At 42.6% G+C, this 25,103-nt stretch carries 19 protein-coding genes; 11 read left to right on the top strand and 8 right to left on the bottom strand.

Going from position 1 to position 25,103, the window contains the following annotated elements; translation table 11 throughout:
• Positions 1 to 6: 6 nt before the first annotated feature.
• Complete coding sequence (locus tag MKX41_RS11460; RefSeq protein WP_340970522.1) at positions 7 to 1,404, top strand: sulfatase; 1,398 nt, start codon at positions 7 to 9, stop codon at positions 1,402 to 1,404.
• A 70-nt stretch (positions 1,405 to 1,474) separates the two neighbouring features.
• On the opposite strand, the gene MKX41_RS11455 is transcribed toward MKX41_RS11460, so the two are convergent.
• Both MKX41_RS11455 and MKX41_RS11450 read right to left on the bottom strand, forming a co-directional pair.
• Complete coding sequence (locus MKX41_RS11455; protein WP_076298786.1) at positions 1,475 to 3,253, bottom strand: cache domain-containing sensor histidine kinase; 1,779 nt, start codon at positions 3,251 to 3,253, stop codon at positions 1,475 to 1,477.
• Complete coding sequence (locus MKX41_RS11450; RefSeq protein ID WP_340970519.1) at positions 3,240 to 4,679, bottom strand: response regulator; 1,440 nt, start codon at positions 4,677 to 4,679, stop codon at positions 3,240 to 3,242. The genes MKX41_RS11455 and MKX41_RS11450 overlap by 14 nt, the downstream gene beginning before the upstream one ends.
• A gap of 250 nt (positions 4,680 to 4,929) precedes the next feature.
• Here MKX41_RS11450 and MKX41_RS11445 point away from each other — a divergent pair, with 250 nt between their 5' ends.
• The 6 genes from MKX41_RS11445 (at position 4,930) to MKX41_RS11420 (ending at position 12,047) form a co-directional block, all read left to right on the top strand.
• On the top strand, positions 4,930 to 5,898 hold the full coding sequence (locus MKX41_RS11445) for an ABC transporter permease (protein ID WP_340970518.1): 969 nt from the start codon (positions 4,930 to 4,932) through the stop codon (positions 5,896 to 5,898).
• A 24-nt stretch (positions 5,899 to 5,922) separates the two neighbouring features.
• The gene (locus MKX41_RS11440; RefSeq protein WP_340970516.1) at positions 5,923 to 6,822 is read left to right on the top strand and encodes a carbohydrate ABC transporter permease; all 900 of its coding nucleotides are present in this window, start codon (positions 5,923 to 5,925) and stop codon (positions 6,820 to 6,822) included.
• Positions 6,823 to 6,879: 57 nt separating this feature from the next.
• Entirely contained in the window at positions 6,880 to 8,511 is a 1,632-nt protein-coding gene (locus MKX41_RS11435) for an extracellular solute-binding protein (protein ID WP_340970513.1), read from the top strand.
• 124 nt (positions 8,512 to 8,635) lie between these two features.
• Positions 8,636 to 9,976, top strand: a complete 1,341-nt coding sequence (locus MKX41_RS11430) for a family 20 glycosylhydrolase (RefSeq protein ID WP_340970511.1) — start codon at positions 8,636 to 8,638, stop codon at positions 9,974 to 9,976.
• 31 nt (positions 9,977 to 10,007) lie between these two features.
• Positions 10,008 to 10,532 carry a hypothetical protein gene (locus tag MKX41_RS11425; protein ID WP_340970509.1) on the top strand — a complete coding sequence of 175 codons (525 nt, stop codon included), beginning with the start codon at positions 10,008 to 10,010 and terminating at the stop codon, positions 10,530 to 10,532.
• Between the two features lie 15 nt (positions 10,533 to 10,547).
• Entirely contained in the window at positions 10,548 to 12,047 is a 1,500-nt protein-coding gene (locus tag MKX41_RS11420) for an arylsulfatase (RefSeq protein ID WP_340970507.1), read from the top strand.
• An 81-nt stretch (positions 12,048 to 12,128) separates the two neighbouring features.
• On the opposite strand, the gene MKX41_RS11415 is transcribed toward MKX41_RS11420, so the two are convergent.
• Positions 12,129 to 13,583 carry a sulfatase family protein gene (locus MKX41_RS11415; protein WP_340970505.1) on the bottom strand — a complete coding sequence of 485 codons (1,455 nt, stop codon included), beginning with the start codon at positions 13,581 to 13,583 and terminating at the stop codon, positions 12,129 to 12,131.
• A 153-nt stretch (positions 13,584 to 13,736) separates the two neighbouring features.
• On the opposite strand from MKX41_RS11415, the gene MKX41_RS11410 reads away from it, so the two are divergent.
• Positions 13,737 to 15,482: a glycoside hydrolase family 35 protein gene (locus tag MKX41_RS11410; RefSeq protein WP_340970503.1), complete on the top strand. Its 1,746-nt coding sequence runs from the start codon at positions 13,737 to 13,739 to the stop codon at positions 15,480 to 15,482.
• Positions 15,483 to 15,621: 139 nt separating this feature from the next.
• Positions 15,622 to 16,011 carry a hypothetical protein gene (locus MKX41_RS11405; protein WP_042189026.1) on the top strand — a complete coding sequence of 130 codons (390 nt, stop codon included), beginning with the start codon at positions 15,622 to 15,624 and terminating at the stop codon, positions 16,009 to 16,011.
• Between the two features lie 84 nt (positions 16,012 to 16,095).
• Here the strand turns inward: MKX41_RS11405 and MKX41_RS11400 are convergent, their stop codons facing one another.
• From MKX41_RS11400 to MKX41_RS11380, 5 genes are all read right to left on the bottom strand, one after another.
• Positions 16,096 to 17,124, bottom strand: coding sequence for a serine hydrolase domain-containing protein (locus tag MKX41_RS11400; RefSeq protein ID WP_340970501.1), 1,029 nt, complete (start codon positions 17,122 to 17,124; stop codon positions 16,096 to 16,098).
• Positions 17,125 to 17,169: 45 nt separating this feature from the next.
• Positions 17,170 to 17,997: a MerR family transcriptional regulator gene (locus MKX41_RS11395; protein WP_340974883.1), complete on the bottom strand. Its 828-nt coding sequence runs from the start codon at positions 17,995 to 17,997 to the stop codon at positions 17,170 to 17,172.
• A 129-nt stretch (positions 17,998 to 18,126) separates the two neighbouring features.
• Positions 18,127 to 19,134 carry an alpha/beta hydrolase family protein gene (locus tag MKX41_RS11390; RefSeq protein WP_340970500.1) on the bottom strand — a complete coding sequence of 336 codons (1,008 nt, stop codon included), beginning with the start codon at positions 19,132 to 19,134 and terminating at the stop codon, positions 18,127 to 18,129.
• On the bottom strand, positions 19,118 to 19,798 hold the full coding sequence (locus MKX41_RS11385) for a GNAT family N-acetyltransferase (protein WP_143764023.1): 681 nt from the start codon (positions 19,796 to 19,798) through the stop codon (positions 19,118 to 19,120). Before MKX41_RS11385 ends, MKX41_RS11390 begins: the two co-directional genes overlap by 17 nt.
• Complete coding sequence (locus MKX41_RS11380) at positions 19,795 to 20,571, bottom strand: MerR family transcriptional regulator (protein ID WP_340970498.1); 777 nt, start codon at positions 20,569 to 20,571, stop codon at positions 19,795 to 19,797. The genes MKX41_RS11385 and MKX41_RS11380 overlap by 4 nt, the downstream gene beginning before the upstream one ends.
• Positions 20,572 to 20,837: 266 nt before the next feature.
• Here MKX41_RS11380 and MKX41_RS11375 point away from each other — a divergent pair, with 266 nt between their 5' ends.
• Positions 20,838 to 23,948, top strand: a complete 3,111-nt coding sequence (locus MKX41_RS11375; protein ID WP_340970496.1) for a hybrid sensor histidine kinase/response regulator — start codon at positions 20,838 to 20,840, stop codon at positions 23,946 to 23,948.
• A gap of 3 nt (positions 23,949 to 23,951) precedes the next feature.
• Entirely contained in the window at positions 23,952 to 25,043 is a 1,092-nt protein-coding gene (locus tag MKX41_RS11370; protein WP_340970494.1) for a response regulator, read from the top strand.
• Positions 25,044 to 25,103: the final 60 nt, after the last annotated feature.

Raw genomic sequence — 25,103 nt, 5'->3', positions numbered from 1 at the left:
TAACTCATGAGAATCTTGTATTTGGATTTGGATTCGCTTCGCCCGGACCATCTGGGATGTTATGGCTATCATCGGAATACCTCCCCGAATATCGATTCAATCGCTAAAGAAGGTGTCACCTTTACCAACTACTATTGTTCAGATGCGCCGTGTCTACCGTCCCGTTCTGCTTTAATGTCGGGACGATTTGGCATTCATAATGGGATTGTAGGACATGGCGGGACCGCTGCTGATATGCGTAGAGAAGGGGCGAAACGCGAATTTAATGACCGGCTGGGAATGGAGAGTCTTCCCGCTATATTAAGGCAAGCAGCCATGAAAACCGCGTCGATTAGCACCTTCGCCGAACGGCACTCGGCCTGGACCTTTAATGCCGGTTTTCAAGAAGTGTTCAATGTTGGTGGAAGGGGGCATGAGACGGCAGAGCAGGTACTTCCTGTGGCACTTAAATGGCTTGAGGATAATGGGGAGTCCGAAAATTGGTTTTTGCACCTGAATTTCTGGGATCCGCATACGCCTTATCGTACACCCGAGAGCTACGGTAATCCGTTCGAGAAGGAGCCTTTACCCGATTGGATCACGGAAGACGTGTTTGAGCTTCACCGGAGTAAAAAGGGGCAGCATAGTATTGAAGATATGAATGCACTCGCGAAATCGCATTATCATCAGCATTTTAGGCATCATCTGGAGATAGAGAATCGTGATGACCTGCGAGTTATCTTTGACAACTATGATGCTGGAGTTAAGTATCTGGACGAGCATCTCGGGAAAGTATTTTCTAAGCTCAGAGAACTTGGCGTGATGGAAGATACGGCTATCTTGATCTCAGCGGATCACGGAGAGAGCCTGGGCGAGCTAGGGATTTACTCCGAGCACGGCACGGCAGACGAGGCGACTTGCCACATTCCGATGATTATTCGCTGGCCAGGCGGCAAGAAGGGAATAGTGGAGGATGGGCTACATTATCACCTTGATCTCGGACCGACATTAGCAAGCCTTCTGAATTTGAAAGGGGCTCCTTCTTGGGATGGTGAAAGTTATGCTGATACCATTCTGGAGGGACAATCAGGAGGGCGTGAGTATCTCGTAATCTCACAATGCGCGCATGTGTGTCAACGCAGCATCCGATTTGAGGATTGGTTATATATACGCACCTATCATGACGGACACCATGGATTTCCGAAAGAAATGTTGTTTGATTTGAAGCATGATCCTTACGAACAACATAATCTCGCCGAAGTGCGTAAAGACATTTGTATGAAGGCTGTCTATCTGTTGAATGAATGGCATGACAACATGATGAGCTCCATGGACTGTGATATCGATCCATTATGGACGGTACTTATGGAAGGTGGACCCTATCATGCGAAAGAGTATGCGAGCTCATCCTCAAAGGATGCTTAGCGTTGTCCCTTTGATGAGGAAAGAAAGACAACTGAGAAGGAGGCTGCCCCTGAAAGGGCAACCTCCTTTTTTATTTTCTGGCTTCTTGCTGATCAATTAAAGCCCCGGGAAGCCTCAAAACGGTTTTCGTCCCGCTACCTTCCTTACTGTACAGCAGAACGCCGCAGGGATCACCGTACTTAAGATTTAGACGGTTGTTGACGTTTAGGAGCCCGATATGATCACCGGATTCTATGTTCTTACCAGCCAGCAGCTCGGTTAGCTGTTCCAGTCTCGCAGCAACGATGCCTACACCATTATCTTCTACAGCGATTTCAAGCAGTCCCGCTTCGCTTTTCTCTACTGTGATCAGCAAGACTCCCTGACCTTGAGCCTCAAGTCCATGACCAAGCGCATTTTCGACAATAGGTTGAAGGATCATTTTAGGTACGGGAATGTGTAACCATTCCTGTGGACAGAACAGCTTGTAACTGAATTTGTCAGGGAAACGGCCTTGGTAAATCCTCACACAAGATTCTGCGATTTTCAGCTCTTCTCCAAGAGTTACCTCCTCTTTGCCCTTGATGCTGTACTTGAGCATTGTGCTTAAGGCGGTAGTCATTTCGTAGATTTCCCGATTTCCTTTTACGATCGCAACGCCTTTGATTGTATCTAAAGTATTGCTTAAGAAATGGGGATTAATTTGACTTTGCAAATACGAGTATTCGGCACGTTGCTTTTCCAGATCTGTCTGGTAAAGCTGGGTGTTTGCATCGATTAATTGGTCCGTCAAATCGTGAATCCGCGTTGTCATATCATTGAACTGTCGAGAGATGATTTCAATTTCAGCATAGCCTTTTAAATCGACCTTGTTGTTCAATATACCTAGACTTCCGCCTTTTAATTGATTCATATAGCGCATAAGCCTAGACAACGGTCTTAAGAGATTCATCATGAGTACAGAGTAGGGAATAGAGACGACCAATAAGATTAATGCTAGAAGAGCATAGCTGACCTTCTTTAATTTCTCCAGTTCTTTCATTAAATTATGGACAGGAACAGCGGTTATAATTTTTCCAGAGATCTCCGGTAAGATAAAGGACTGAATTGCATATTTCTTTCCGTTAACTGTTTCGACGATCGACTCTCCATCCCTTCCAGTTGCCCGAGTTTGAAACTGCTGGAGCATGTCCTCCGGCTCATCACTATTTGAGTAGATCAGCCCTTTATCATCCATCATAAAAAAGCTGGTTCCGACTAATCGAGGGTACTCTGAAATTTCAGTTTGAATAGCCTTCATATCCACAATAACTGCGATGTAGCCAATTTTTTCGCCATATAGGGACGTGTCACCTGAAGCAAAGATGTTCATCCCGAACAGTAATTTTCTCTTGTCGATGACCTTGTCTGGAGGACTGTATCCGCGATAATGAACGATTCCATCATCCCCAGCCGTCTTCATAAGATCGACGGCATATTTGGTTCTTCCCGCTAAGGAAATACGTGTGTTAGAGCTGCCGATAACAATAATATCTAAAATGTCCGTATTCATATTTCGCGCGATACTCAATAGTCCCTCTACCTTTTGGGATAGGTCGTAGCCTCGAAGCTTATCATTCTCGACTAGGAACTTTTGGACGGTCGAATCGTATCCTACATTCATCATCATGGAAGAAACGTTGGCATAGTTGTTAGAAATCCGTTGCTTGAGAAGGGAGACCAGCTCCGTATTGTATTGCGTATTTTGATTAATGATGGTCTCGCTTGATAGTTGGTAGACTCGTGAAACGATGATTGGGATAATGGCAACAATAAATAAACCAAATAACAGAACCTGAGTACGGATGGATAATCTCTTAAATGTCTTCATTGCTTTGTTCCCTATATTGCGTAGGTGTCATTTTGAGATGCCGTTTAAAAATTCGTGTGAAGTAGAAATAATCCTGAAAACCGCATTTCTCACCGATTTGGTAAATGGAAAGGTCGGTCTCGACCAGCATTTTACAAGCGTATTCAATTCTTAAACGACTGATATGTTCGATGATGGTCTCGCCGACTTCTTTCTTGAATAATTGGCATAAGTAATTTGGACTTAAGAAGAACTGATTGGCTAAATGTTGAATCGAGATTTCTTGATTGAAGTGGTTGCGGATGTACAACATGATTTCTTTGACTTTGTGGTTTGAAATTCGTGAAATATCAGTTTCGTTTCTGTTCATAAAAATATCAAGCGTCATAAGAATCAAATCATCGATCATAGCTTCAGCTGTACCGTATCGATAATAGAGCTGTTCATATCCTTCAAAAAAACGGCCGTTAACCCGAGTCCCTTCCCGAGGAAATAAGTAGAGGATCGATGTGTAGAGCAAATAGGCTTCTTTAATGGTGAACGTTCCCTCTTTGAATAATTTCTTTATCGATTCCATGGCTGCTATAAAACCGAGCCGGTCTTTATTATGAAGAATCCGGGAGATCTCTTTGAGCTTCTCGTCGATCGGTATTTCCTGTTGTGGATTCACCCGATAACATCCAGGCATCCCCGTTGCGAACATACTGAAAGCAGCATGAGAAGCGGATTCTAAAGCCGCATCCAGTTGATGTATATCCGAAATAGGAGGACCGATCCCGACCCCGCATTCTTGTACAACCTCTGTATGTTCAAGACCCCGAAGGAAGACTTCGTATTGGCACTCTTCCAATAAGTAACCATAACGTCGGCGGCTCATCGGGAAGACCAAGGAAGAGAATTGCCCGACATCTGCGGGCGAACTTAACCCTTGGATAACAATGGGGATATGAGGGCGATCTTCCGACAAGGGGATTCGCTTCTCGTCCAACCATAAGCTAATTCGTTCAAGATCTCCGGAACAAACCGCTTCATATAGTTCGAAGTCATGGACAGGGCTTTCTTTAACCACCTTCGATTCGTGTTGCTGGGCTATTCGGTTAAGCATTCCTTCGATTTCTTCGATTTCAAAAGGTTTCAGGCAGTATCCGAACGTACCATAATTCATCGCTTTTTGTGCATAAGCGAACTCTGCATGTCCGCTCAGTACGATGAAAATTGTATCAGGTGCGATGGCTTTACCACGTTGAATGAGCTCTAGCCCATTCATTACAGGCATTTTAATATCTGTTAGAACAAGGGTGGGGCGAAGCGATTGAATTAATTGCAGGGCTTCTTGCCCGTTTTCGGCATCGTCGATCACTTCAAAGCCGTATTTCTTCCAATTTACTCCTGCTTTAATTCCCTCTACAATCCACTTCTCATCATCTGCAATAATCACTGAACGCATAAGTGAATCCCCCTTTCTATATGGAGCTCTTAGATTTATCCTAGCGATTGTGGATCAAGGGGGGTATGGACTATCTTACGCTCACTATGTCCGATATTACGTGTCACAGGAAGGTCACCCACAAAGGTGTGAAAAATCCACATGACCGGAGTTGTATCCTCTATACAAGATAATTTACACTCCCGATATAATTTACCATATAAATCGCTTACAAGCATAAACAATCTCATACAGAAAGGTGGGGAGAAGATTGGCTGAATCTGTAACCGCTCGTACGCCTAAGCGAAGCTTAAAGACTCGTGCTGCTAAGCAAAGCTTAGGAAAAACGATTTTACAGTACAAGTATTTTTACCTCATGGTTCTACCGGTGTTAATCTGGTACGCCCTCTTCAGCTATGCTCCCATGTACGGTGTAACGTTAGCATTCAAATCATTTGATTACAGTAAGGGGATCCTGGGAAGTCCCTGGATTGGCTTAGAGAATTTTCAAACGTTGTTGACCGACCCGGATTTTCGCAGGGCCTTTTGGAATACGGTCATTATCAGCTTAATGAAGCTGATCACTCATTTCCCGATGCCCATTATCCTGGCGATTGTTTTATATGAGTTTTCCAGGACAAAAATGAAGCGGTTTTTTCAGACGATCCTGACGTTCCCGCATTTTATATCGTGGGTTGTACTGTCGGGGATTATCATCAATATTTTAAGCAAGGACGGGATTTATAACCAGATCATCATGTTGTTTGGCGGTGATCCAAATTCTCCGCTTGTAGATGAAAGTGCATTTAGACCTGTTCTGTATATCACACATGTGTGGCGAGAGATCGGTTGGGATTCTATCATTTACTTAGCGGCGCTTGCAGGGATCAATCCTGAGCTGTTTGAAGCGGCGGAAGTGGACGGAGCGAACCGGTTTCGCCGCCTGCTAAACATCGCATGGCCGGGCTTGAAGAGTACCGTCGCAGTTTTGTTAATTCTTCAAGTTGGACAATTATTGACGCAAGGTTCGAGCTTCGAGCAAATATTCAATCTGTATAGTTCACCGGTATATTCGGTTGCCGACACGATCGATACATACATTTATCGGACTTCATTCACGATTGGGGGCGACTTTGGATATATGACCGCCGTGGGTGTCGTCAAGTCCATTATCAGCCTAATCCTTTTATGGGCGGCCAATACGTTCGCTAAGAAGATGGGCGAGGAAGGACTGTATTAATTTGCAGGAAAAGGGGAGAAGCAAGTGACCGACACAACGGTTAAAAAGAGAAAAAAATGGAGTGTCTTCGATATCGTCGCATTCGTGTTTCTGGGGCTTCTAGCACTAGTAACATTTTTTCCCTTCTATAATGTTCTTATTATCTCAGTTGCAAAGTTCGAAGCGATTAGTAAAAGCGATTTTTATATTTTTCCGCTTTCGTTTGACCTGTCGGCATACAAGCTGTTGCTTCAGGATATGAAGTTTTGGACTTCGATTTTAAATTCTGTCATCGTAACGGCGGTTGGTGTGTTGTTCAGCATGACGATCTCTGTAGCGGGAGCATACGCATTATCCAAGCGGGGCATGCCGGGAAGAAACATAATGCTTAGTTTGATCTTGTTCACTATGTTTTTCAATGGCGGTTTAATTCCCTTTTATCTAGTCGTTAAAGATCTAGGATTCGTAAACAATATACTCGTCATGATCATACCCGCCGGTCTCAATACGTTTTACCTGATCATTATGAAAAACTATTTCAACACGATTCCAGAAAGTCTGGAAGAGTCAGCTAAGCTGGATGGGGCAAATGATCTGTACATCCTTTACAAAATCATTATTCCGATCTCTGCCCCATTCATGGCGACCTTTGCTTTGTTCTATGCCGTGGAAAGATGGAATGAATGGTGGTACGCGTTGATCTTTATCAGTGACGCTTCAAAGGCCCCGCTTCAGATTTATTTACGTGAGACACTCATTACTTCGAATTCCTTGCTAAGTCAAATGGCACAGACGATGGCCGAGCAGGAGCAGACGGGGAAGGTCTACACACCTGCACTTCAAATGGCAGCAATTGTAGTTTCGAGCATTCCGATTATTGTTGTTTATCCGTTCCTGCAGAAGCATTTTAATAAAGGCATTATGGTTGGTTCGATAAAAGGATAAGAAAGATTTTAAATAGATTGATTCTATCCTAAAATAGTATAAAGGGAGGTTTCAAGCATGCTTAGAAAGAAAATGATGACACTGGCATTATGCATAACTTTATTGGCTTCGGTGCTCACGGCTTGCGGTGGAGGCAATAACGACAAAGGGCAGACGGCATCAAACGGTGAAGTATCTCCGGATTCTTCTAATTCCACGGACAACCCTTACAAGGATCCAATGACCATTTCTCTTGGTTTCTGGGACGCGGATGCTGAAATTGCTAACATCGAAAAAGACCCGATCGCCAAACAAGTATTAGAAAAATTCAACATTACATTAAAACCTGTCAATATGACCTGGGATGACTATACCCAGAAGATTCAAATGTGGGCTGCTTCCGGTCAATTGCCTGATATTTTCGCGATCGACGCTGTCGGTACGCAATATCAGCGTAAATGGGTTGAACAAGGTGTTGTCAAAGCACTTCCGGATCTTTCTAAGTATCCTAACCTTGCAAAATACTTCGAATCGCCGGACATTAAAGGTTTAGGTGTAGACGGAAAGTATTATACCGTTCCTCGCCGGATGTTCCCGAGTGTCGATTGGAGCGCACTGGATCGTATGGTGTTCTATCGATGGGATCTTGCTCAAAAAGCTGGAATCACAAAAGAACCCGAGACCTGGGAAGAGTTTGAAGCTATGCTTGATGCAATCGTGAAGTCGGATCCGGAAGGGAAGCATATTACCGGTCTTACGACGACAACTACCAAGATGCTGGGCGGATTCTTCTGGTTGTACGGTAACCCGGTCGCCACGAGTGATGGAAGCGGCAGTGACTTCAAATGGATCAAAGAGGACGGTAAGTTTATACCTGCTGTATTTTCGAAAAATGCGCTTCCGGCGTTACAAAACATGAAGAATATGTACGAAAAAGGTTTGATCGATCCAGACATCGCGCTTGTAAAGCCTGCAGAGTCTTATGACAATTTCGTAGCAGGTAAAGCAGCTGCTCTTCTAAGCGGTGGCGGTTTTATAAATTTAAATAGCGATATGTATGAAAAACGCTGGAAAACAGCTTATCCGGATAAGGATATCATGGAGAGCGTAAAGGCACTCAAGCCACTTATTGGACCTGATGGTGAACGCTCACATGCTATTTTTAAAACGTACTGGTCGGAAAGTTATTTCAGCAATAAGGTTGACGATAAAAAGATGGATCGCATCATGGCACTCTATGATTATGTGTTGTCTCCTGAAGGTAAGGACCTGTTGACTTATGGCATTGAAGGTGTCGATTACAAGATGGAAAATGGGCAGAAGGTTGTCATTGAAAAGGGTTCATTAAATGAGAAGTATCCAGCTAGTAGATTTCTAAAAAATTTGGTGGCTTATGAAACTTCCGATAGCTATAACATGGATAACCCGACGATCGCTAACGAAGGGATCCGCAAAGAAGCTGTCGATTATATCGATTGGATTCAGAACAATACGAAGGTTCCAGAATACGACATTCGGTTAACGTATTTGTCCACCCCAACAAAGGATAAATTTACTGTACTGGACCATGATGATCTGCTTAAGATCATGCTTTCCAAAGAACCCGTTGAGAGTTACTGGAATAACATTGTGAACGATTATAAGGCTAAAGGTCTTGATAAAATGATAGAAGAAGTAAATGCGAAGGCCAAAGAACAAGGTATTGAATAATTGATGGATAGAGAAGATCCGGGCTGAAGCAGCCCGGATCTTCCGTTTAATGATTTGAAGAAGAACCAAGAATGTGCGGCGCTACTGATCGCATACTTATAATAAGATTAGGAGGGGAAAGTCTATGATACATAGCATTCACTTGACAGGGTTAACCGAGAAACAGTTAGCAGCTGTTTCAGAAGTAGCGGGAATATTGAGTATTCGAATAGAACGGTCAGGGATTCCAGTAAATTGTAAGAAACAAGGGAAGGGCATTCGAATATCTTACGATGAGATTCAGGCCACTATTGAGTATGAACAGGAACATCAGTTGATCCGGGCACTCAGCCGATTGCTAGAGAATTTACGTCGTAGTGAGAGAGTTGAAATTAATGAAATGCCGGTTTATGAACAGCTAGGTTTCATGGTAGACTGCTCAAGAAATGCTGTTCTTAACCATGAAGGATATAAGGAATTGATTCGGCGCTTAGCGCTTATGGGATATTCAACGGTTCAACTGTATACGGAAGACACCTACGAACTTGAGGGGTATCCTTATTTCGGTTATTTAAGAGGTCGATATACAGGGGAGCAAATTCGGGAGATGGACCAGTATGCCGCGTTATTTGGTATAGAATTAGTTCCTTGTATCCAGACGCTGGCTCATCTGGGCCAAGCATTGAAATGGCAAGCACATGCACCGCTAGTGGATTTCCAAGACATTCTCCTCATTGATGATCCGAGAACTTACGAGTTAATTGATCGAATGTTCACTTTCATGGCGACCCATGTAAGTAGTCGCCGCATAAATATTGGGATGGACGAAGCGCATATGATGGGACTTGGTAAATATCTAGACAAGCATGGTTATCAAGATCGATCCTCCTTGATGTTAAAACACTTTAGTACTGTTATGGAAATCGCCAGGAAATATGGTTTCCGTACGATGATGTGGAGCGACATGTTTTTCCGTCTGGCCAGTTCCGGAGAATATTACGATGCTGAAAGTCCAATCAGCCCCGATATTGTTAAGCTGATTCCTGAAGATGTTACCTTGATCTATTGGGATTACTATTCGGAAACGCAGGAGAAATACGACGGAATGTTACGCAAACATAAGCAGCTGAATGATCATATTGGATTTGCAGGTGGTGCTTGGAAATGGATGGGCTTCGCTCCAAACAATGAATTCAGCCGCAAAGTCAGTCTGCTGGCTCATGATAGCTGTGTTAAGCATGGAATTCAAGAAGTGCTGATTACCGCATGGGGAGATAATGGTGCTGAAGCTTCCGTCTTCTCGGTTCTTCCTACCCTTCAACTTTGGGCGGAGCTGTGCTACACGGGATGTTTCGTGGAGAATCATGTCAAAGAAAGATTCATTAGCTGCGTGCAAGGCCATTATGATGACTTTATGGCACTCGATGCGGCTAACCTGGTTCCAGGTAATTCGGTTCCGGGGGGGGTGTTCCATCAATCCGGCTAAATACTTGCTTTATCAAGATATTTTGTGTGGTTTGTTCGATCGACATGTTATTCCTAGCGTGTATTCGAAGCATTATCAGCAAAGTGCGAAAATGCTCGAACAGGTGATTACTCGGAATTCGCCTTGGCAGTCCTTATTCTCTGTACAAGCCAGCTTGTGTCGCTTGCTTGCGATAAAGAGCGAAATCGGGATTTCCATACGTGATGCTTATCATCGAGGGAATGTTGAGGAATTGGCTCATTTTTCCAAGGTGACTTTGCCAGAACTATCATATTTAGCCATTCGATTTATGGATGACTATCGGGTGCAATGGGAGCTGGAAAATAAGGTGTTTGGTCTTGATGTTTTTGATCTTCGTATGGGAGGTATGCTTCAGAGGATTAGGACGGCTATTCATCGAATCAATAGTTATGTCGAAGGGAAAGTGGAACAGATAGCTGAATTAGAAGAGGAGCTACTTACGTTCGACGGTCTCGTTCTCGATGACGGCCCAAGGGCGATAAGTGCGAATTTGTGGCACACGATCGCAACACCGTCCGTCATCGCAGGAGTATAAGAAGGGAGTGAGGTTATGATTGACACTAATCTGGACCATCAAAATGGCTCAAAGCGGCCCAACCTTATGCTTATCACAGTGGATCAGATGCGTTTTGATTGCCTGAGCATCATGGGACATCCCGTCGTTGAGACACCCAACCTGGATTCTCTTGCATCAAGAGGGATATTATTTGAACACGCTTACTCAGCTACCCCGAGTTGTATTCCCGCGAGGGCTGCTATCATGACAGGAATGGGCCAACGATCACATGGGCGGGTGGGGTATCAGGATAAGGTTGAATGGAATTACGCCCATACGATTGCCGGAGAGCTTGCTCAAGCTGGTTATCATACGCAGTGTGTTGGCAAGATGCATGTGTATCCTGCACGTAATCTATGTGGATTTCATAATGTAGTGCTTCATGATGGATATCTTCACTACAATCGGGACAAGAGCCAAGCCATATATGATGAACACTATGATCAAGTAGATGATTATTTACAGTGGCTGCGAAGACAAACCAATGCCAATTCGGATATCACTGACTTAGGACTTGATTGCAATGCCTCAACGGTTACCCGCCCCTGGCATTTGCCAGAATCGATGCATCCAACGAATTGGTGCGTAACCGAATCGTTAGACTTCTTACGAAGAAGAGACCCTGGAAAACCATTTTTCCTATGGTCCTCCTTCGTTCGCCCACATTCCCCCTTGGATCCGCCGCAATGTTATCTAGATATGTACATGGATTTGGAAATTCCTGATCCTCCAGTCGGAGATTGGGTGGACGAGAATGCAGCTTTAAACAGTGCTAAGGATCCAACATCTTCGTTCACTCATTTGCCAAAGCGCAGATTGGTTCGTGCCCGTGCCGCATATTATGCACTAATAACGCATCTTGACGACCAAATTGGGAGGTTGATCAATGGGCTGCAGGAATATGGAGTTTTAAATGAAACTTTGATTCTATTTACTTCTGATCATGGTGAAATGATGGGGGATCATCATTACTTCCGCAAATCTCTTCCTTATGAAGGAAGTGCTAAGATTCCTTTCATAGTGTTTGATCCGGGAGAAACGCTTGGACTTCTTGCAGGCTCCCGGCTTGATTCCATTGTAGAGCTTCGCGATATTATGCCGACGTTTCTTGAAGCTGCTGGCGTCCAAATACCAGTTACAGTAGAAGGGCAAAGTGTGTTGCCGCTGTGTAAGGGAGATCAGATAGTGTGGCGGTCTTATATTCATGGGGAGCAAGCCTATGGAGAAAAGTCTCACCACTTTTTAACGGATGGAAGAGAGAAATTCATATGGTATTCTCAGACAGGCGAAGAGCAGTACTTTAACCTAGTGACCGATCCCTTAGAGAAGGTTAATGCAATCGGATGTACCGATAATTTAGAGCGTATACGTGAATGGAGAGAGCGTCTTATTCACGAGCTGGAGGGACGAGAGGAAGGGTTTGTAAACAACGGCGAATTGATTGCTGGACGTCCAATTTCTAATATTCTAAAGGCATCCGAATTGGGGAAATGATCTTAACGAAGGACAACCTGAACATTCAGGTTGTCCTTCGTCTGTTACGGAAAGATTAAGGAGTTTAGCATGTGTTTTGATTTACCAGCTACTCCGGCGCTGAGGCAATGGGTCCTGATCTTGAATCATTCGATGGACGAGTAATTCTACCATCGAACTGCGAATTTCACTATAATCGGGATCTTCAAAACGATTGTAGTTTTCATGAGGATCCTCTTTCAGATCATATAATTCACCGTAGGTCTCTCCTGCAAAGATAACTAGCTTATAACGTGTAGTTCGCAAACACTTAGCGTTTATGCCTCGATCATGAGCAATATAAGCGGTTAGGGCAGAATTACGTACATGGGACTCCCTGCCAGCTAGCACTTCCATCTGTGACACGCCTTGAATTCCGTAGGGGAATTTGAGACCTGCGGCTGCAAGCAGTGTGGGGACAATATCAACATGTTCCATCAAAGCAGAGACCCGTTGCCCGGAAGCAATCCCAGGACCACGTACGATCATCGGGATCCGTGTTAACCCTTCATAAAACCACGGTCCCTTGTAAATTAGTCCATGGTCACCGAGCAGTTCTCCATGATCGCTGGTAAAGAGGATGACAACATCATCGTACATTTCTTTTTGACGCCAAGCTTTTATAATTCGTCCGATCTGCTCATCAATGAAGGTAATCATCGCATAATAATTTCGAGTGAGTCGTTTCATATGCGCTTCATCAAGAGAATGCTCCTCACCGCCACCAGGCCAATATCCTCCCTGACTCTGACGCAGCAAATTTGGAGGACGAAGATGAACGTCGTCAGCTTCTCTGGTTGGTGATGGAATGTCAATGTCCGCGTACATATCCGTATAAACTTCTGGAGGGTCAAAGGGATGATGCGGATCAACGAAACTGGACCATAAGAATAACGGTTGCTCGGTTTTGTGGGCGAGGATAGCATCGATACTCCGTTCAGCAATCCAGTAAGTCTGATGCAGCTCCGGAGGAATTTCGCTCTCCCACACATCGTGTTGAGCATCGGAGGCTCTGAAACGGTCTTTACTGAATCGTTCTGCTACTTCCGGGTTGCGTTCCCTAAGCCACTCCATATATTCCCCGATACAATTGTCTTCAGTAATATGATGCTCATCAAATCCGTAGTACGTTCCATCGGAAGCTCTTCCGCGATCTCGATAAGCAGGATCTTCATATTCTTGTGAAAAGTCCCCCTTCATTTGTGGACGGAAGTGCATCTTTCCTATACCGATGGTTTTATAATTCGCTGTCTTTAAATGATCGCACAAGGTAAGTTCGTCTTCTCTAAGCGCAGTACCGATGTTCCAAGCACCATGGACATGAGGGTACCTTCCAGTAAAAATGGAGGAACGTGAGGGCGTGCAAACGGGACTAGCGCAGTAAGCTCCAGTGAAGAGCGTGCCTTCTGAAGCAAGCTTGTCAAGCTCAGGTGTCAGTACGGAAGCGTTCTCGATACCTAGTGCATCCGCACGCATTTGATCTGTGGTAATTAACCAAATATGAGTTCTTTTTGACATCCGTAAAACCTCCTATGAATATAGTTTATAGCATCACAAAAGCCTCTAGCAACCAATGAATTCTCCATATATTTCATTAGAATTGTCCATATGGGTTGATATTTTTATTACCTATAATTGAATAGTCTATCTCAATGTTGGAGGAGAAATTATATGCGGAAGTTATCCATATCAGGGGATCATTTTATATTAGACGAACAACCCATCCGGTTGCTTTCTGGTGCGCTTCATTACTTCCGGATCGTTCCGGAATATTGGCAGGATCGTTTGCTGAAGCTGAAGGCTTGCGGATTAAATACTGTTGAAACCTATATTCCTTGGAATTTACACGAACCAGAGGAGGGGAACTTCAATTTTGATGGATTTGCTGACATCGAGGCTTTCGTTAGACTTGCTGGAGAGCTTGGTTTGCACGTGATTTTGCGGCCAAGTCCTTATATTTGTGCGGAATGGGAATTCGGTGGATTGCCAGCTTGGTTACTTGCGGACGATAACATCCAGCTGCGTTGTAATGATAACGTCTATTTATCTAAGTTGGATGCCTATTTCGATGAGTTGCTTCCACGTCTGCGGCCTTTGTTAAGCACTAACGGTGGGCCTGTGCTTGCCCTTCAGGTAGAGAACGAATATGGAAGCTTTGGGAGTGATAAGACTTACCTGCATGATCTAAAAGCAGGAATGATCGCCCGCGGCATGGACGTTCTGCTGTTTACTTCAGATGGAGCTGAAGATCATATGCTTCAAGGCGGTATGATCGACGGAGTGTTCGCCACCGTAAATTTCGGTTCACGGGCAAAGGAAGCCTTTGCTAAATTACGTGAATATCAGCCTACGGGACCGTTGATGTGTATGGAATTCTGGAATGGATGGTTTGACCACTGGATGAAACCGCATAATACCCGCCCCGAATCCGAAGTAGCGGAGACTTTGGATGAAATGCTGGCTCTAGGAGCCTCTGTTAACTTCTACATGTTTCATGGGGGGACAAATTTTGGATTTATGAATGGGGCAAATCTTTTTGACAAATATGAGCCCATCGTAACCAGCTACGATTATGATACACTGCTGGACGAATCGGGTAAGCCAACTGCAAAATTTTATGAAGCTCGAAAAATTATTGAGAAATACGTAACGTTGCCGCCACTGGAATTACCGCCGTTAATAAAGTCACAAGCTTATGGTAAAGTGTTGATGACAGAAGCAGCACCACTGTTCACTCAGTTAGACGTTTTGTCTCGTCCAGAACGTAGAGCATGTCCCGAGCCAATGGAGAAACTGGGTCAAGATTATGGATTTATCTTGTATTCAACGAAGATCAGTGGACCCCGCAGCAGTACGGAGCTCGTTCTTCAAGAAGTTCGCGATCGTGCGCTTGTATTCGCGAATGGGGCCTTTGTCGGTACAGTTGAACGCTGGGATCCGCGAGGAATTTCATTAGAGATCCCGATTGAGGGACTGCAAATCGACATTCTTGTGGAGAACATGGGACGCGTAAATTATGGCCCTCTGCTTCGTGATCCGAAGGGCATAACCTGTGGCGTTAGACTCGGCTATCAATTTTTGCATGATTGGACCATTCGTTCCTTGCCATTAACAGATCTTAAAGGATTATCATTCACACCGATAGATTGCGAAGAACGTCAGCGGCCCACTTTCTACCGGGGGAGCTTTCAAGTCTGTAAGCCTGAGGATACTTTTTTGCGGCTGGACGGATGGAGTAAAGGTCAAGTTTTTATAAACGGCTTTAATCTAGGTCGTTACTGGGAGGAGGGTCCGACAAAAACGCTTTACATACCGGCACCGCTTTTGCGTCAAGGCGGGAACGAACTAATCTTGTTTGAATTACATGGCGTAATGGAGCCAGTGGTTACTTTTGTAGATACACCTGAGCTCACATGATATTTAAATATTTAATGGGTGAGTAAGTATCATAATTCTATAGTATGGGTCTGATGATTTTTAATATATAATCAAAACAGCCCAACAATTTATAGGAACTGAAAATGCACGATTAGGGTGGTTTAGAGGAGGATTGCTAATGAGTTATGATTTGATGGCGTTCGAGACGTCTAAAGCACCGCAAGAGAGAGCAGCGTTTATGAAGTGGTATGAGCAGCAAGTGCAGTGGTCGGAAGACCATGCCTATAATGATCCATCAGTTTTATCGGAGGCGCTGCAACGTTTTTATAGTGAGTTGTCCGAGCAATTTCCTAATATGAATGTAGAGGATGAGATTTTTGAGGCGATGGAGGAAGCAGGAACGGATAACCGGTTGACTGACTACTCGCTTGGCTCATCCGTCATCTATGCAGCTTTCGCTTATTCTGTAGCTGAGGAAGCTTATACGGCGATGCGGGAGTTGGCTATAAAACACAAAGTAGGATTTTTTGATGTAAGCAGCAACGAAGGCGATATTATTTTTCCTTGAAGCAAAATGATTTAGATTGTAGACAGCTGGTTGCACTCCTAGTTGTTAATGAAGTAGTGGCAACCAGCATGTTTTCTATCTTCTTTACTCTACTACAGACGGAATAATACAATCCTTAATCAGAGGCCACCGGTCACGAGGCTGAAGTGTGAATTCTGAGGCGATAGCTACGACAAGTTTTTTTTCTGGAATGCAGCAAATGACATTACCACCATCCCCTAACGCTGAGTAAGTGTAAGTCCCATCTTCTTCGCGTAGCCACCACAAATAACCGTAATGATTAGGGTTCGTCGCTGTTGATTCTTCAATCCATGTCTCCGAAATAATCTGATTATTCTCCCATTTTCCACGGTTCAAATATAATAAACCAAAACGCGCCATATCACGTGGAGACAACGTAAGTCCCCATCCTCCTGTGGTGATACGATTGGGGTCTTCTACCCATCCCTTCACATTTACCCCAAATAAATCATCAAACCCAAATGATTTCATCTCATAATCCGGGATTTCCGTCATGCCGATAGGGCTGAATAATCGCTCGTTAGCAAACTCACGGGCACTTTTTCCTGTGGAACGAGTGATGACAGCTGACAGTAAGTGCGCCCCTGCGCTGGAATATTTAAAATCACCGACATTCCCTTGGTGGCCAAGGATATCAAGTGTGTATTTGACCCAGTCGGACGATTTACAGAGTTGCTCCAGTGGCTCGTGCCAGTCTTCAAAAGCATAGGGAGCTGTCATGGTGAGCAAATGGCGTATAGTGATTTCTCGTTTTTGTAGATTGGCAGCAGCATCGTCGGGAACATAGTCGGGGAAAAAATCCAGCACCTCCTGATCAACATGCTTGATAAAGCCGGCATCAATGGCAATACCAATGAGGGCGGATAAGATGCTTTTCGTTACAGAAGCCACATGATGCAGATCATTAGGACCATAGCCATTGAAGTATTGTTCGTAGGCAATATATCCATTTCTCACCACTACAATTCCGTTTATATTACTATAGTCGGATTTAATCTTAGCTTCTAGTTCTGAAAGTTGTTCAGTATCCATTCTTAAGGTAGCCGGATCTGAAGTTTGCCAGTCTTTTGTAGGCCAGTAGTTTCTGTGCATATCGATAACTCCTTTAATCAAATTTTGGTGTGAATATGAGTGTGGCTACGCTCTTTTTTTAACTGGAAAATACACCTCAGTAACAAGATCCTCAGGATCAGAAGTTTGCGTGGGGTCTGTTATATATTTTTCATAAGGTGAGTTCACCATTTCATAACCTTCATTTTCTATCCATTCTGTGAGCTTCGCATAAACCGATGTTAATTCTGAATAAGGGCCCTTATAAACAGACTTCGCACACAGCCCTTCAAGTAATTCCCTCGTTCCGTTTACGATCTCCTCAATAGGTAGGGCAAACTCTGTATCATTCCCGGCAGGATTATATTCCTCACTGTGATAAATTGTTATTGGCGTGCCCAGCAAGGTCAGCTTTTCAGTGGCAATAGTTTCATACAGTTTGCTAAAATACTTACCATATCCAAGCGCATAATCATCACTGCTCAACATTTGACGCGTAAAAAGAATATGCATTGGTTTGGTTTCAACAATTTGCACTTCTATCTTATTTAGGTAGGACATCATAGATATTCCTTTCTCTAAATTTAGAACATCACTATTAATTTGCTTTAACGTATATTCGTAAGTTCGTAGTTTCTCTTGTAGTTTTCTTTTTTTGAGATTTAGGGCTGTACTAAGCTTCTCTTCAAAATGATCCTGCTCCCATTCCAGAATATCTTTGATTTCTTCAAGTGAGAAATGATAAGATTTCAAACGATTGATAAAGAGCATTTTTGTTAGTTGTTTGATGGAATAATACCTATAACCGTTCTCGGGATTAATCTCATCGGGATGAATTAATCCAATTTCATCATAATACCGCAGCGTTTTGGTTGACACTTCGCATATCTTCGAGAATTCTCCTATGGACAGCAACAATCTCATCTCCATTTCTTCGATATTTAATGATATATAAACTTTGAATTTCGATGGTTTGTTCAATTCCACTATGCACCTTCCCCTAAGGGTAAAGTCAATAGCCAGACTTCTTATCTGTAAATAGGTTTACGGTTGTGTCTTTACAAATCGGCTTAGATCATCTAAATATTGATCTTCCACCAATTGTCGTGGAAAGAAAACAGCGGTTAAATAAGTCCTTAAGGGGGATGCGGCATTCTTCTTTGACAGCATAGAGTGGTCAGCGTTGGGAAAATAAGAGACTGAGAGCAAGCTGGCAGGTATTTTTTCACGATAAATACGTTCGGTTTCCTCAATATCTACATTGATATCTTGACCGCCGAGTACTAAATGGACAGGAGCATTGAAGTAACTAAGGTCTTCTGTGGCATCAGACTGATAGTTTTTGGCAATAAATCCCCAGCGTTCCTTAGAAATCAAGTCCTCGGATTGTGCAATACGCAAGTAATCCTCGTAAGATGCTCGTTCGTTAAGTAATTGTAATACTTGAGCATTATAATATTCTTTCGCTTGGATCTCATTTTCCGAGAAGCCTTCTTGTTTCATTTCTAATCTTGTATTGTATTTACCTTGAGAAATCCAGTTCACCGCAGGCGATACAAGAATACTGAACGCGAGATCAGGAACTTCTTTTACAATCTTGGGAATCACCCAACCGGCCTGACTTGCTCCCCACAAACCAATAGACTTCTTATCAATCATTGGTAAGTTCTTCGCCCAGTTAATCGCAGATATCGTTTCCTGAGCACGATCTTCCATGCTTTGCTCCAACCAGTTACCAGAGGAACCACCAATACCAGGCTTGTTAAGAGACAAAGACGCATATCCGGCAGATGCGAATTTCTCCCATAAAGGTTTATATCCGTCATCGTATGTGTCATTTATGGGACCATCACCATGAACAAAAACTATTAGCCCTACGTTTCCAGAATAGTGCTGGGGTAGAATTAAAGTTCCTGTTAGTTTACCCTGAGGGGTTTCGATTTCTATCTTTTGCTCATTCATTGCATAGGAATGCTGATTTAATACGAATAAGACTGAAGCTGCCATTAAGCCAATGATCAAGCATGCGGTTAATTTAATATTTTTTTTCATTTATTGAGCTCCTAGGATGTAGTGGTAAACGCCTCGTCATGTAATGCCAATTAGCCTCTTTAAAAAGAAGGTGTCTAATCCCGCTATAGTTTGATTGATCGATAGCAAAGTCCATCTGTTGGTACATATGAATAGCTCGTTTATTATTTTTAGCAACATGTAGCGTTAATTTGTCCACTTCTGAGTGACTGTTTACAAAATCTATTGCCCAACTAAGCAACTGCTTACCGATTCCTTTATTACGGTGGCTAGATCGAACGGCCAAATGATCGACATAACATTCTTTTGCGCGAGGCTGATAATTCAAAAAATGTAACCCAACCATTAACTTACACACATTTAGATATCCAAATTGCTTAAATAATTGTGAAAAGGAACTATGGTGAGGTGATATTAATTTACTTCTGTCTGAGGCTCGGCTGTCCTTCCACTTAATGCTGAGCGTACCGACAACCTCTCCATTTTCTTTAGCTACGATTTGTTGTGATGATGCGGACGGTTGATCATGCTCCCAGAGCCCAAAAAGTAGTTCAGCAATATCATCGTCCTCTAGTGAGGTGAGGGAGTGGAACTTACCGTGGAACGCATCCACTAAAAGATTGCACACTGCTCTATGATCTTGTTCTTGGTAGTGAGCGATTGTTATCTTGTTCGGACTTATCATGCTACACCGTCAGGGTCATGCTTAATATTAATTTGGATTTCATAATGAAGCTTGTCATTGTTGAATAGGGATAGATATGATTTTTCCAAAAGGATCAATGGTCCCTGAATTGTATAGTGATGTTGTGTTATATAGTGTTCCAGTTGAGCAATCTCAAGTTCAATATCATGATCATCCGTCACGAAAAATGCTTTATATAAGTAGCTGCCTTTTTCTAGGATGATGTCCGGGAAGTGAGTGCTTTCAAAACATAAGGTTACTTGTTCAGTACCGTATAAATAATGCAGATCTGTTTCAAATAAATGAGTTGGTTGCGGCTTTTTTTCATACAGACTTCGAGCGGTCAGTGATTCATCTTGTTCTATTTCCATCCATTTTTTTAAATGACGAGTATCCAATTGTTTAATGTGATATTTGTCTTCTAGAATGTCGGAGTGCTCGTATTCCTTAAGTACTTTTTGTAAAAACTGCTGCAACAACATTAGCTGGTTTATTTCAGAGTTTATTTTACTTAGAGACTGCTCCAAAAGTTGATAGTAGTCATTTTTGGTGAAGTTATTCATGCTTTTGTTAATCGTACTGACAGGCACGTTCAATTTGCGGAGTAATAGGATCTGGGCCAACTGATAAATCTCATTAATTCCGTACATCCGGTATTGATTGCTATCAGTATAGGCTGGAAATAAAATCTCTTTCTCTTCAAAATATCGGATTTGATGTACGGATACATTCATAAGTTTTGAAAGTTCACCAATCGTAATGTAATGATTCAATGGAGGTGCTCCTAACTATATTGGTATTTGTTGATTTAACTATAAACCTTAGGTCTGACCTAAGGTCAAGCGTGGATCTCAGTTTCGTGTAATCGCTTATCGCCATTCCATTAATTTGTCGAAACATGAAGGAAAACAGAAAATTTTATAGAATTATCTATCGTTATCTATCGTTATCTATCGTTATCTATCCTATATAATCCAAGTGTTGCACGATGCCCCAAGCGTTTGCGCAGCTTAACATCACCATAGAAAAGGGGCCTACGATGCTCAAAAGGACGTTACTTATTTATTTAATTGCTTTCATCTCATTAGCAACAATCCCACTATCCATTTTTATAGATAATGATCAACATGAGAATTATCTGCAAGTTCAGAAGGGGAGCATGGATCTTTCAACTTGGGATTATGGGCAACAAAAGATCATCAAGTTAGATGGTGAGTGGGAATTTTATTGGAACCAGCTGCTAATGCCTGAGCATTTTATAGAATCAAGCACAGACAAACCTGCTCCTACAGCATTAATGGAGGTCCCCTCACGATGGAATGGCAAAGTGGTTGATGGACAACCTTTACCTGCATTCGGTTCTGCTACTTATCGGATGGTGCTGAAAAACTTACCTGTAAACGGTGTATTCGCTTTGAAAAAAACGAATATCCGCTTTTCGAGTGCGATTTATGTGAATGGGCATTTACTCATTAAGGATGGAAACCCCACTATGAGTACTGCCGATTACCAGTCAGGGAATATTCCGCAGATTGGGCTTTTTTCGTCTGAAAAAGGTGATGTAGAGATTATCATTCAAGTTTCTAACTATGAATATGTAAATGCAGGTATTCCGGTATCTCTTACTTTTGGCGAGGAAGCCGCTATGCTGGAGAACCAGCAGAAGAGTACGGCTCGTGAATTTAGTACAGTTGCAATATTGGGAACATTATCACTTATTTTTGTCATCTGCTTTGTGGCGGCTGCTTTATACCGTAAGAAGGATTACTCCTTACTTGTATTTGCTATTATTTGTTTACTGCTTGCGATCTATCATGGCTTGATTGGAGAACGTTCGCTGTTACTGTTTTTCCCAAACCTTTCGTTCATTGTGTTATACAAAGTGAAGGATATTAGCTCCATATCGTGTTTTATTGTTCTGGCTATATTTTTTTACCAAATGCACAAAAGCATAATCTCTTTAAAACTTACGCAAGTCGTAACGATTATACTAGGCAGCTTTATAATATTGGTAGCAATCCTGCCTATTCGTACTTACACGCTTTTCTCTACCTATGTGATCATTGTATATGAATTGATGTTAATTTGGATGTTGTTTAGAGTGGCTATCTTGTATATCAGAAGCACAGAAGTAAATCGGATCAAATCGTTGCTGCTGTTCTTGGCGATTCTTGCTATCAATCTGTACTCGATAGACATCATTCTGTTTGCTCTTTCGATGAAAGAAAACCTTTGGCTAGGACAGTTTTACATTGTAGCCTTTAATATCATTATGATCGTTCTGATTGTTCTCCGTTTTTTCGAGGCTTATCATACGATAGATGAAATGAAAAACCAACTGATCGGTCTGGACAAAATTAAGGACGAATTTCTCTCCAATACCTCTCATGAGCTGAAGACACCACTAAATGCCATAGTGAACATTACTGCTACACTACTTAATGGGGTTGAAGGTCCAGTTACCGAAAGGCAAGCGCAGAATCTAGCGATCGTAATGGGAAGTGGAAGAAGATTAACTTATATGGTAAACGAATTACTCGATTATTCCAAAATGAAGCATGGAGATATCACCTTATATAAAAGCACCCTAGATCTGAAAGCTGTTGTAGATTCTGTTATCGGTATACATTCGTTTCTGCTCGGAGAAAAGTCGATCTTTCTCGTAAACAATGTTGCTCCAGAGTTTCCACCTGTACATGCAGATGGCAACCGTTTGATTCAGATTTTGCACAACTTGGTAGATAATGCGATTAAATTCACGGAGCAGGGTGAAATAAATATTAGTGCCAGATTTACTCATGAATGGGTTGAGGTTCGTGTGGCAGACTCGGGAATCGGAATTGCACCGGATATGCAGAAACGTATTTTTATGGCCTTTGAGCAAGTGGATGAAGCTGAAATTCACAGTCATGGTGGGACAGGTCTCGGACTAAGCATTACCAAGAAGCTGGTTGAGTTACATGGCGGGAACATTAGAGTGGACTCTGTTGCAGGTAAAGGTTCGGTCTTTATATTTACTATTTCACGATGGGATCGAACATCTAATCAAGTCACGGGTCCAATCGTGGATAAGACTCTTCCTTATAGAGAAGTTTTCTTTCCGCGCCAGGAGTATCCTATATATATCAAAGGTAAAATCAATGAGCCGATTTTGGTCGTGGACGATGATTTTGCCAACCTGCAATCTATGATCAACTTGTTCAAGCTTGAGGGATATTCCATTGTTGTTGTGAACCGCGGGCAGCTGGCACTTGATGAGTTATCGAAGAATTCAGACTTCTTTCTCGTTGTACTGGACATTACAATGCCGGATATTTCTGGCTATGAGGTTCTGCAAAGGATTAGAGAGAGATTCACACCCTTTGAGCTGCCTGTGTTAATGCTAACGGCGAAGAATAGAGTTAACGATATGAAAATGTCCATGGATAATGGGGCAAATGATTATGTGGGGAAGCCGTTTGAAGCGGAAGAATTAATGGCGCGTGTGAAAAGCCTGACCCGATTGAGAGCTTCTGTGAAGAAAGCTAAAGATGCCGAAATTGCCTTTTTACGTTCTCAGATCAAACCGCATTTCTTGTACAATGCCCTGAATTCAATTGCTGCATTATGTGTGGAAGAACCTGAGCAGGCGGAAGAATTAACGCTGGAGCTGTCACAGTATTTGAGAAGCAGCTTTGACTTCAAACAGTTGGATTCGTTAACTACCTTGGAGGGTGAGCTAGAGCTAGTTAAAGCATATATTAATATTGAAAAAGTGCGCTTTGGTGCTAGATTACAAGTGGAATATGATATAACCGCAAATACAGATAGCCGGATTCCCCCACTTATCCTACAACCATTAGTAGAAAATGCTATAAGACATGGACTGATGTCCAATTTACGGGGAGGTAAGGTAACTATATCTGTGAAAGAGTCGGATCCTTCTGTAGTCAGCTTTGTTATAGAAGATAATGGACGCGGAATGAGTGAGCACAAGCTGGAGGAAATCATGAAATCAGATGTAGATAAAAGAGGCGTAGGGCTTTGGAATATTAGTCAACGCATCAAACTTCTCTATGGAAAGAACATTCGTATTCAAAGTGTTGAAGGAAAAGGCACACGGGTTTCTTTTGATATCCCCAAACAACACATGAAGCGGATAGGAGGTTGAAGTATGCTGCGAGCCATTATCGTGGATGATGAAGAATTATCAGTAAAGCGCTTAAAAAGGATATTATCTCAGAGTGGAGAGATTGAAGTATACGATACTTTTCTGGATCCGACGGAAGCCTATGAATTTGTGAAGGGGAATTCGATTGATGTAGCTTTTTTGGACATTTCTATGCCTGAGACAAATGGAATGAAGCTTTCCACCCTTTTGCATGAACTAGATGAATCGATTAATGTGGTTTTTGTTACAGGGTATGACGAATACGCACTGCAAGCCTTCGAACTGAGTGCTGTGGATTATTTGCTGAAGCCTGTAACTGCACAGCGTTTAACTAAAACTTTGGATAAGATCAAAAAAATGAATAGAGGTGTGACGGTTCAGCCCGTCATAGAAGTTCTCTTATTTAATGGACTAAAGATATACCGCCGTACGCAAGACAGAGAGCCCATCAAGCTAAGGAGCCCAAAAACCGAAGAATTGTTTGCCTTTTTGATTAGTAAAGGGACGGTTAGCCGAGATGAAATTATCGATACCTTATGGAGCGGGCTGGAGCCTGATAAAGCGTTGAAGAATCTGAACTCAACCCTATACTATATTCGAAAAGCAATCGGAACTAGCTTTATTAAAGCCAGCAGAACCGAAATTAGTATAGAGGAACGCAGTATTTATTGTGATTTGTATGAGTTTAAGCGACAGCTGAAGCAAATTAGGCAGGTCTCGAAAAAAGATTCTGAATGGTTCAATCAAGTAGAAACATTGTATACGGGGTCCTTTCTCAAAGGTAAAGCATACGATTGGGCTAGTGGGAAGACACGCCGACTTGAACAGGATTTTATTGGACTGCTGGAACTAGCTGCTAGATTTCATATGGAGCAGAACGAGCGTCAACAATCGCTGCACTACTTTGAGAGAATATTGAAATTGGATCCCTTGAGAGAAGATATCCATCAGGAAATCATTCATTTGTATATTGAACTAGGACGTATGAATGAAGCTTATCGGCGATATGGGCAATTAGAAGAGACTCTTCAACAGGAGCTTGGAACTTCACCTGATCCTAAGCTTAAAGCGTTGATTATGAAGATGATGAACTAATATATAGTAAAAGAGAACCGACGAATCGATTGGATTTCGAAGGTTCTTTTTTTTGTTTAT

Origin of the sequence: Paenibacillus sp. FSL R5-0475, assembly GCF_038004585.1 — a bacterium.
In the GTDB taxonomy this organism is placed as follows: Bacteria; Bacillota; Bacilli; order Paenibacillales; family Paenibacillaceae; genus Paenibacillus_AQ.
This window is presented reverse-complemented; position numbering and strand designations above follow the sequence as displayed.

What these genes read in the sequence shown, in the direction of transcription:
- MKX41_RS11450 (WP_340970519.1), bottom strand. Translation starts at nt 4,679, where the DNA reads ATGCGTTCAGTGATTATTGCAGATGATGAGAAGTGGATTGTAGAGGGA.
- MKX41_RS11385 (WP_143764023.1), bottom strand. Translation starts at nt 19,798, where the DNA reads ATGATAAGTCCGAACAAGATAACAATCGCTCACTACCAAGAACAAGAT.
- MKX41_RS11430 (WP_340970511.1), top strand. Translation starts at nt 8,636, where the DNA reads ATGATACATAGCATTCACTTGACAGGGTTAACCGAGAAACAGTTAGCA.
- MKX41_RS11405 (WP_042189026.1), top strand. Translation starts at nt 15,622, where the DNA reads ATGAGTTATGATTTGATGGCGTTCGAGACGTCTAAAGCACCGCAAGAG.
- MKX41_RS11370 (WP_340970494.1), top strand. Translation starts at nt 23,952, where the DNA reads ATGCTGCGAGCCATTATCGTGGATGATGAAGAATTATCAGTAAAGCGC.
- MKX41_RS11400 (WP_340970501.1), bottom strand. Translation starts at nt 17,124, where the DNA reads ATGCACAGAAACTACTGGCCTACAAAAGACTGGCAAACTTCAGATCCG.
- MKX41_RS11390 (WP_340970500.1), bottom strand. Translation starts at nt 19,134, where the DNA reads ATGAAAAAAAATATTAAATTAACCGCATGCTTGATCATTGGCTTAATG.
- MKX41_RS11455 (WP_076298786.1), bottom strand. Translation starts at nt 3,253, where the DNA reads ATGAAGACATTTAAGAGATTATCCATCCGTACTCAGGTTCTGTTATTT.
- MKX41_RS11375 (WP_340970496.1), top strand. Translation starts at nt 20,838, where the DNA reads ATGCTCAAAAGGACGTTACTTATTTATTTAATTGCTTTCATCTCATTA.
- MKX41_RS11460 (WP_340970522.1), top strand. Translation starts at nt 7, where the DNA reads ATGAGAATCTTGTATTTGGATTTGGATTCGCTTCGCCCGGACCATCTG.
- MKX41_RS11410 (WP_340970503.1), top strand. Translation starts at nt 13,737, where the DNA reads ATGCGGAAGTTATCCATATCAGGGGATCATTTTATATTAGACGAACAA.
- MKX41_RS11415 (WP_340970505.1), bottom strand. Translation starts at nt 13,583, where the DNA reads ATGTCAAAAAGAACTCATATTTGGTTAATTACCACAGATCAAATGCGT.
- MKX41_RS11420 (WP_340970507.1), top strand. Translation starts at nt 10,548, where the DNA reads ATGATTGACACTAATCTGGACCATCAAAATGGCTCAAAGCGGCCCAAC.
- MKX41_RS11435 (WP_340970513.1), top strand. Translation starts at nt 6,880, where the DNA reads ATGCTTAGAAAGAAAATGATGACACTGGCATTATGCATAACTTTATTG.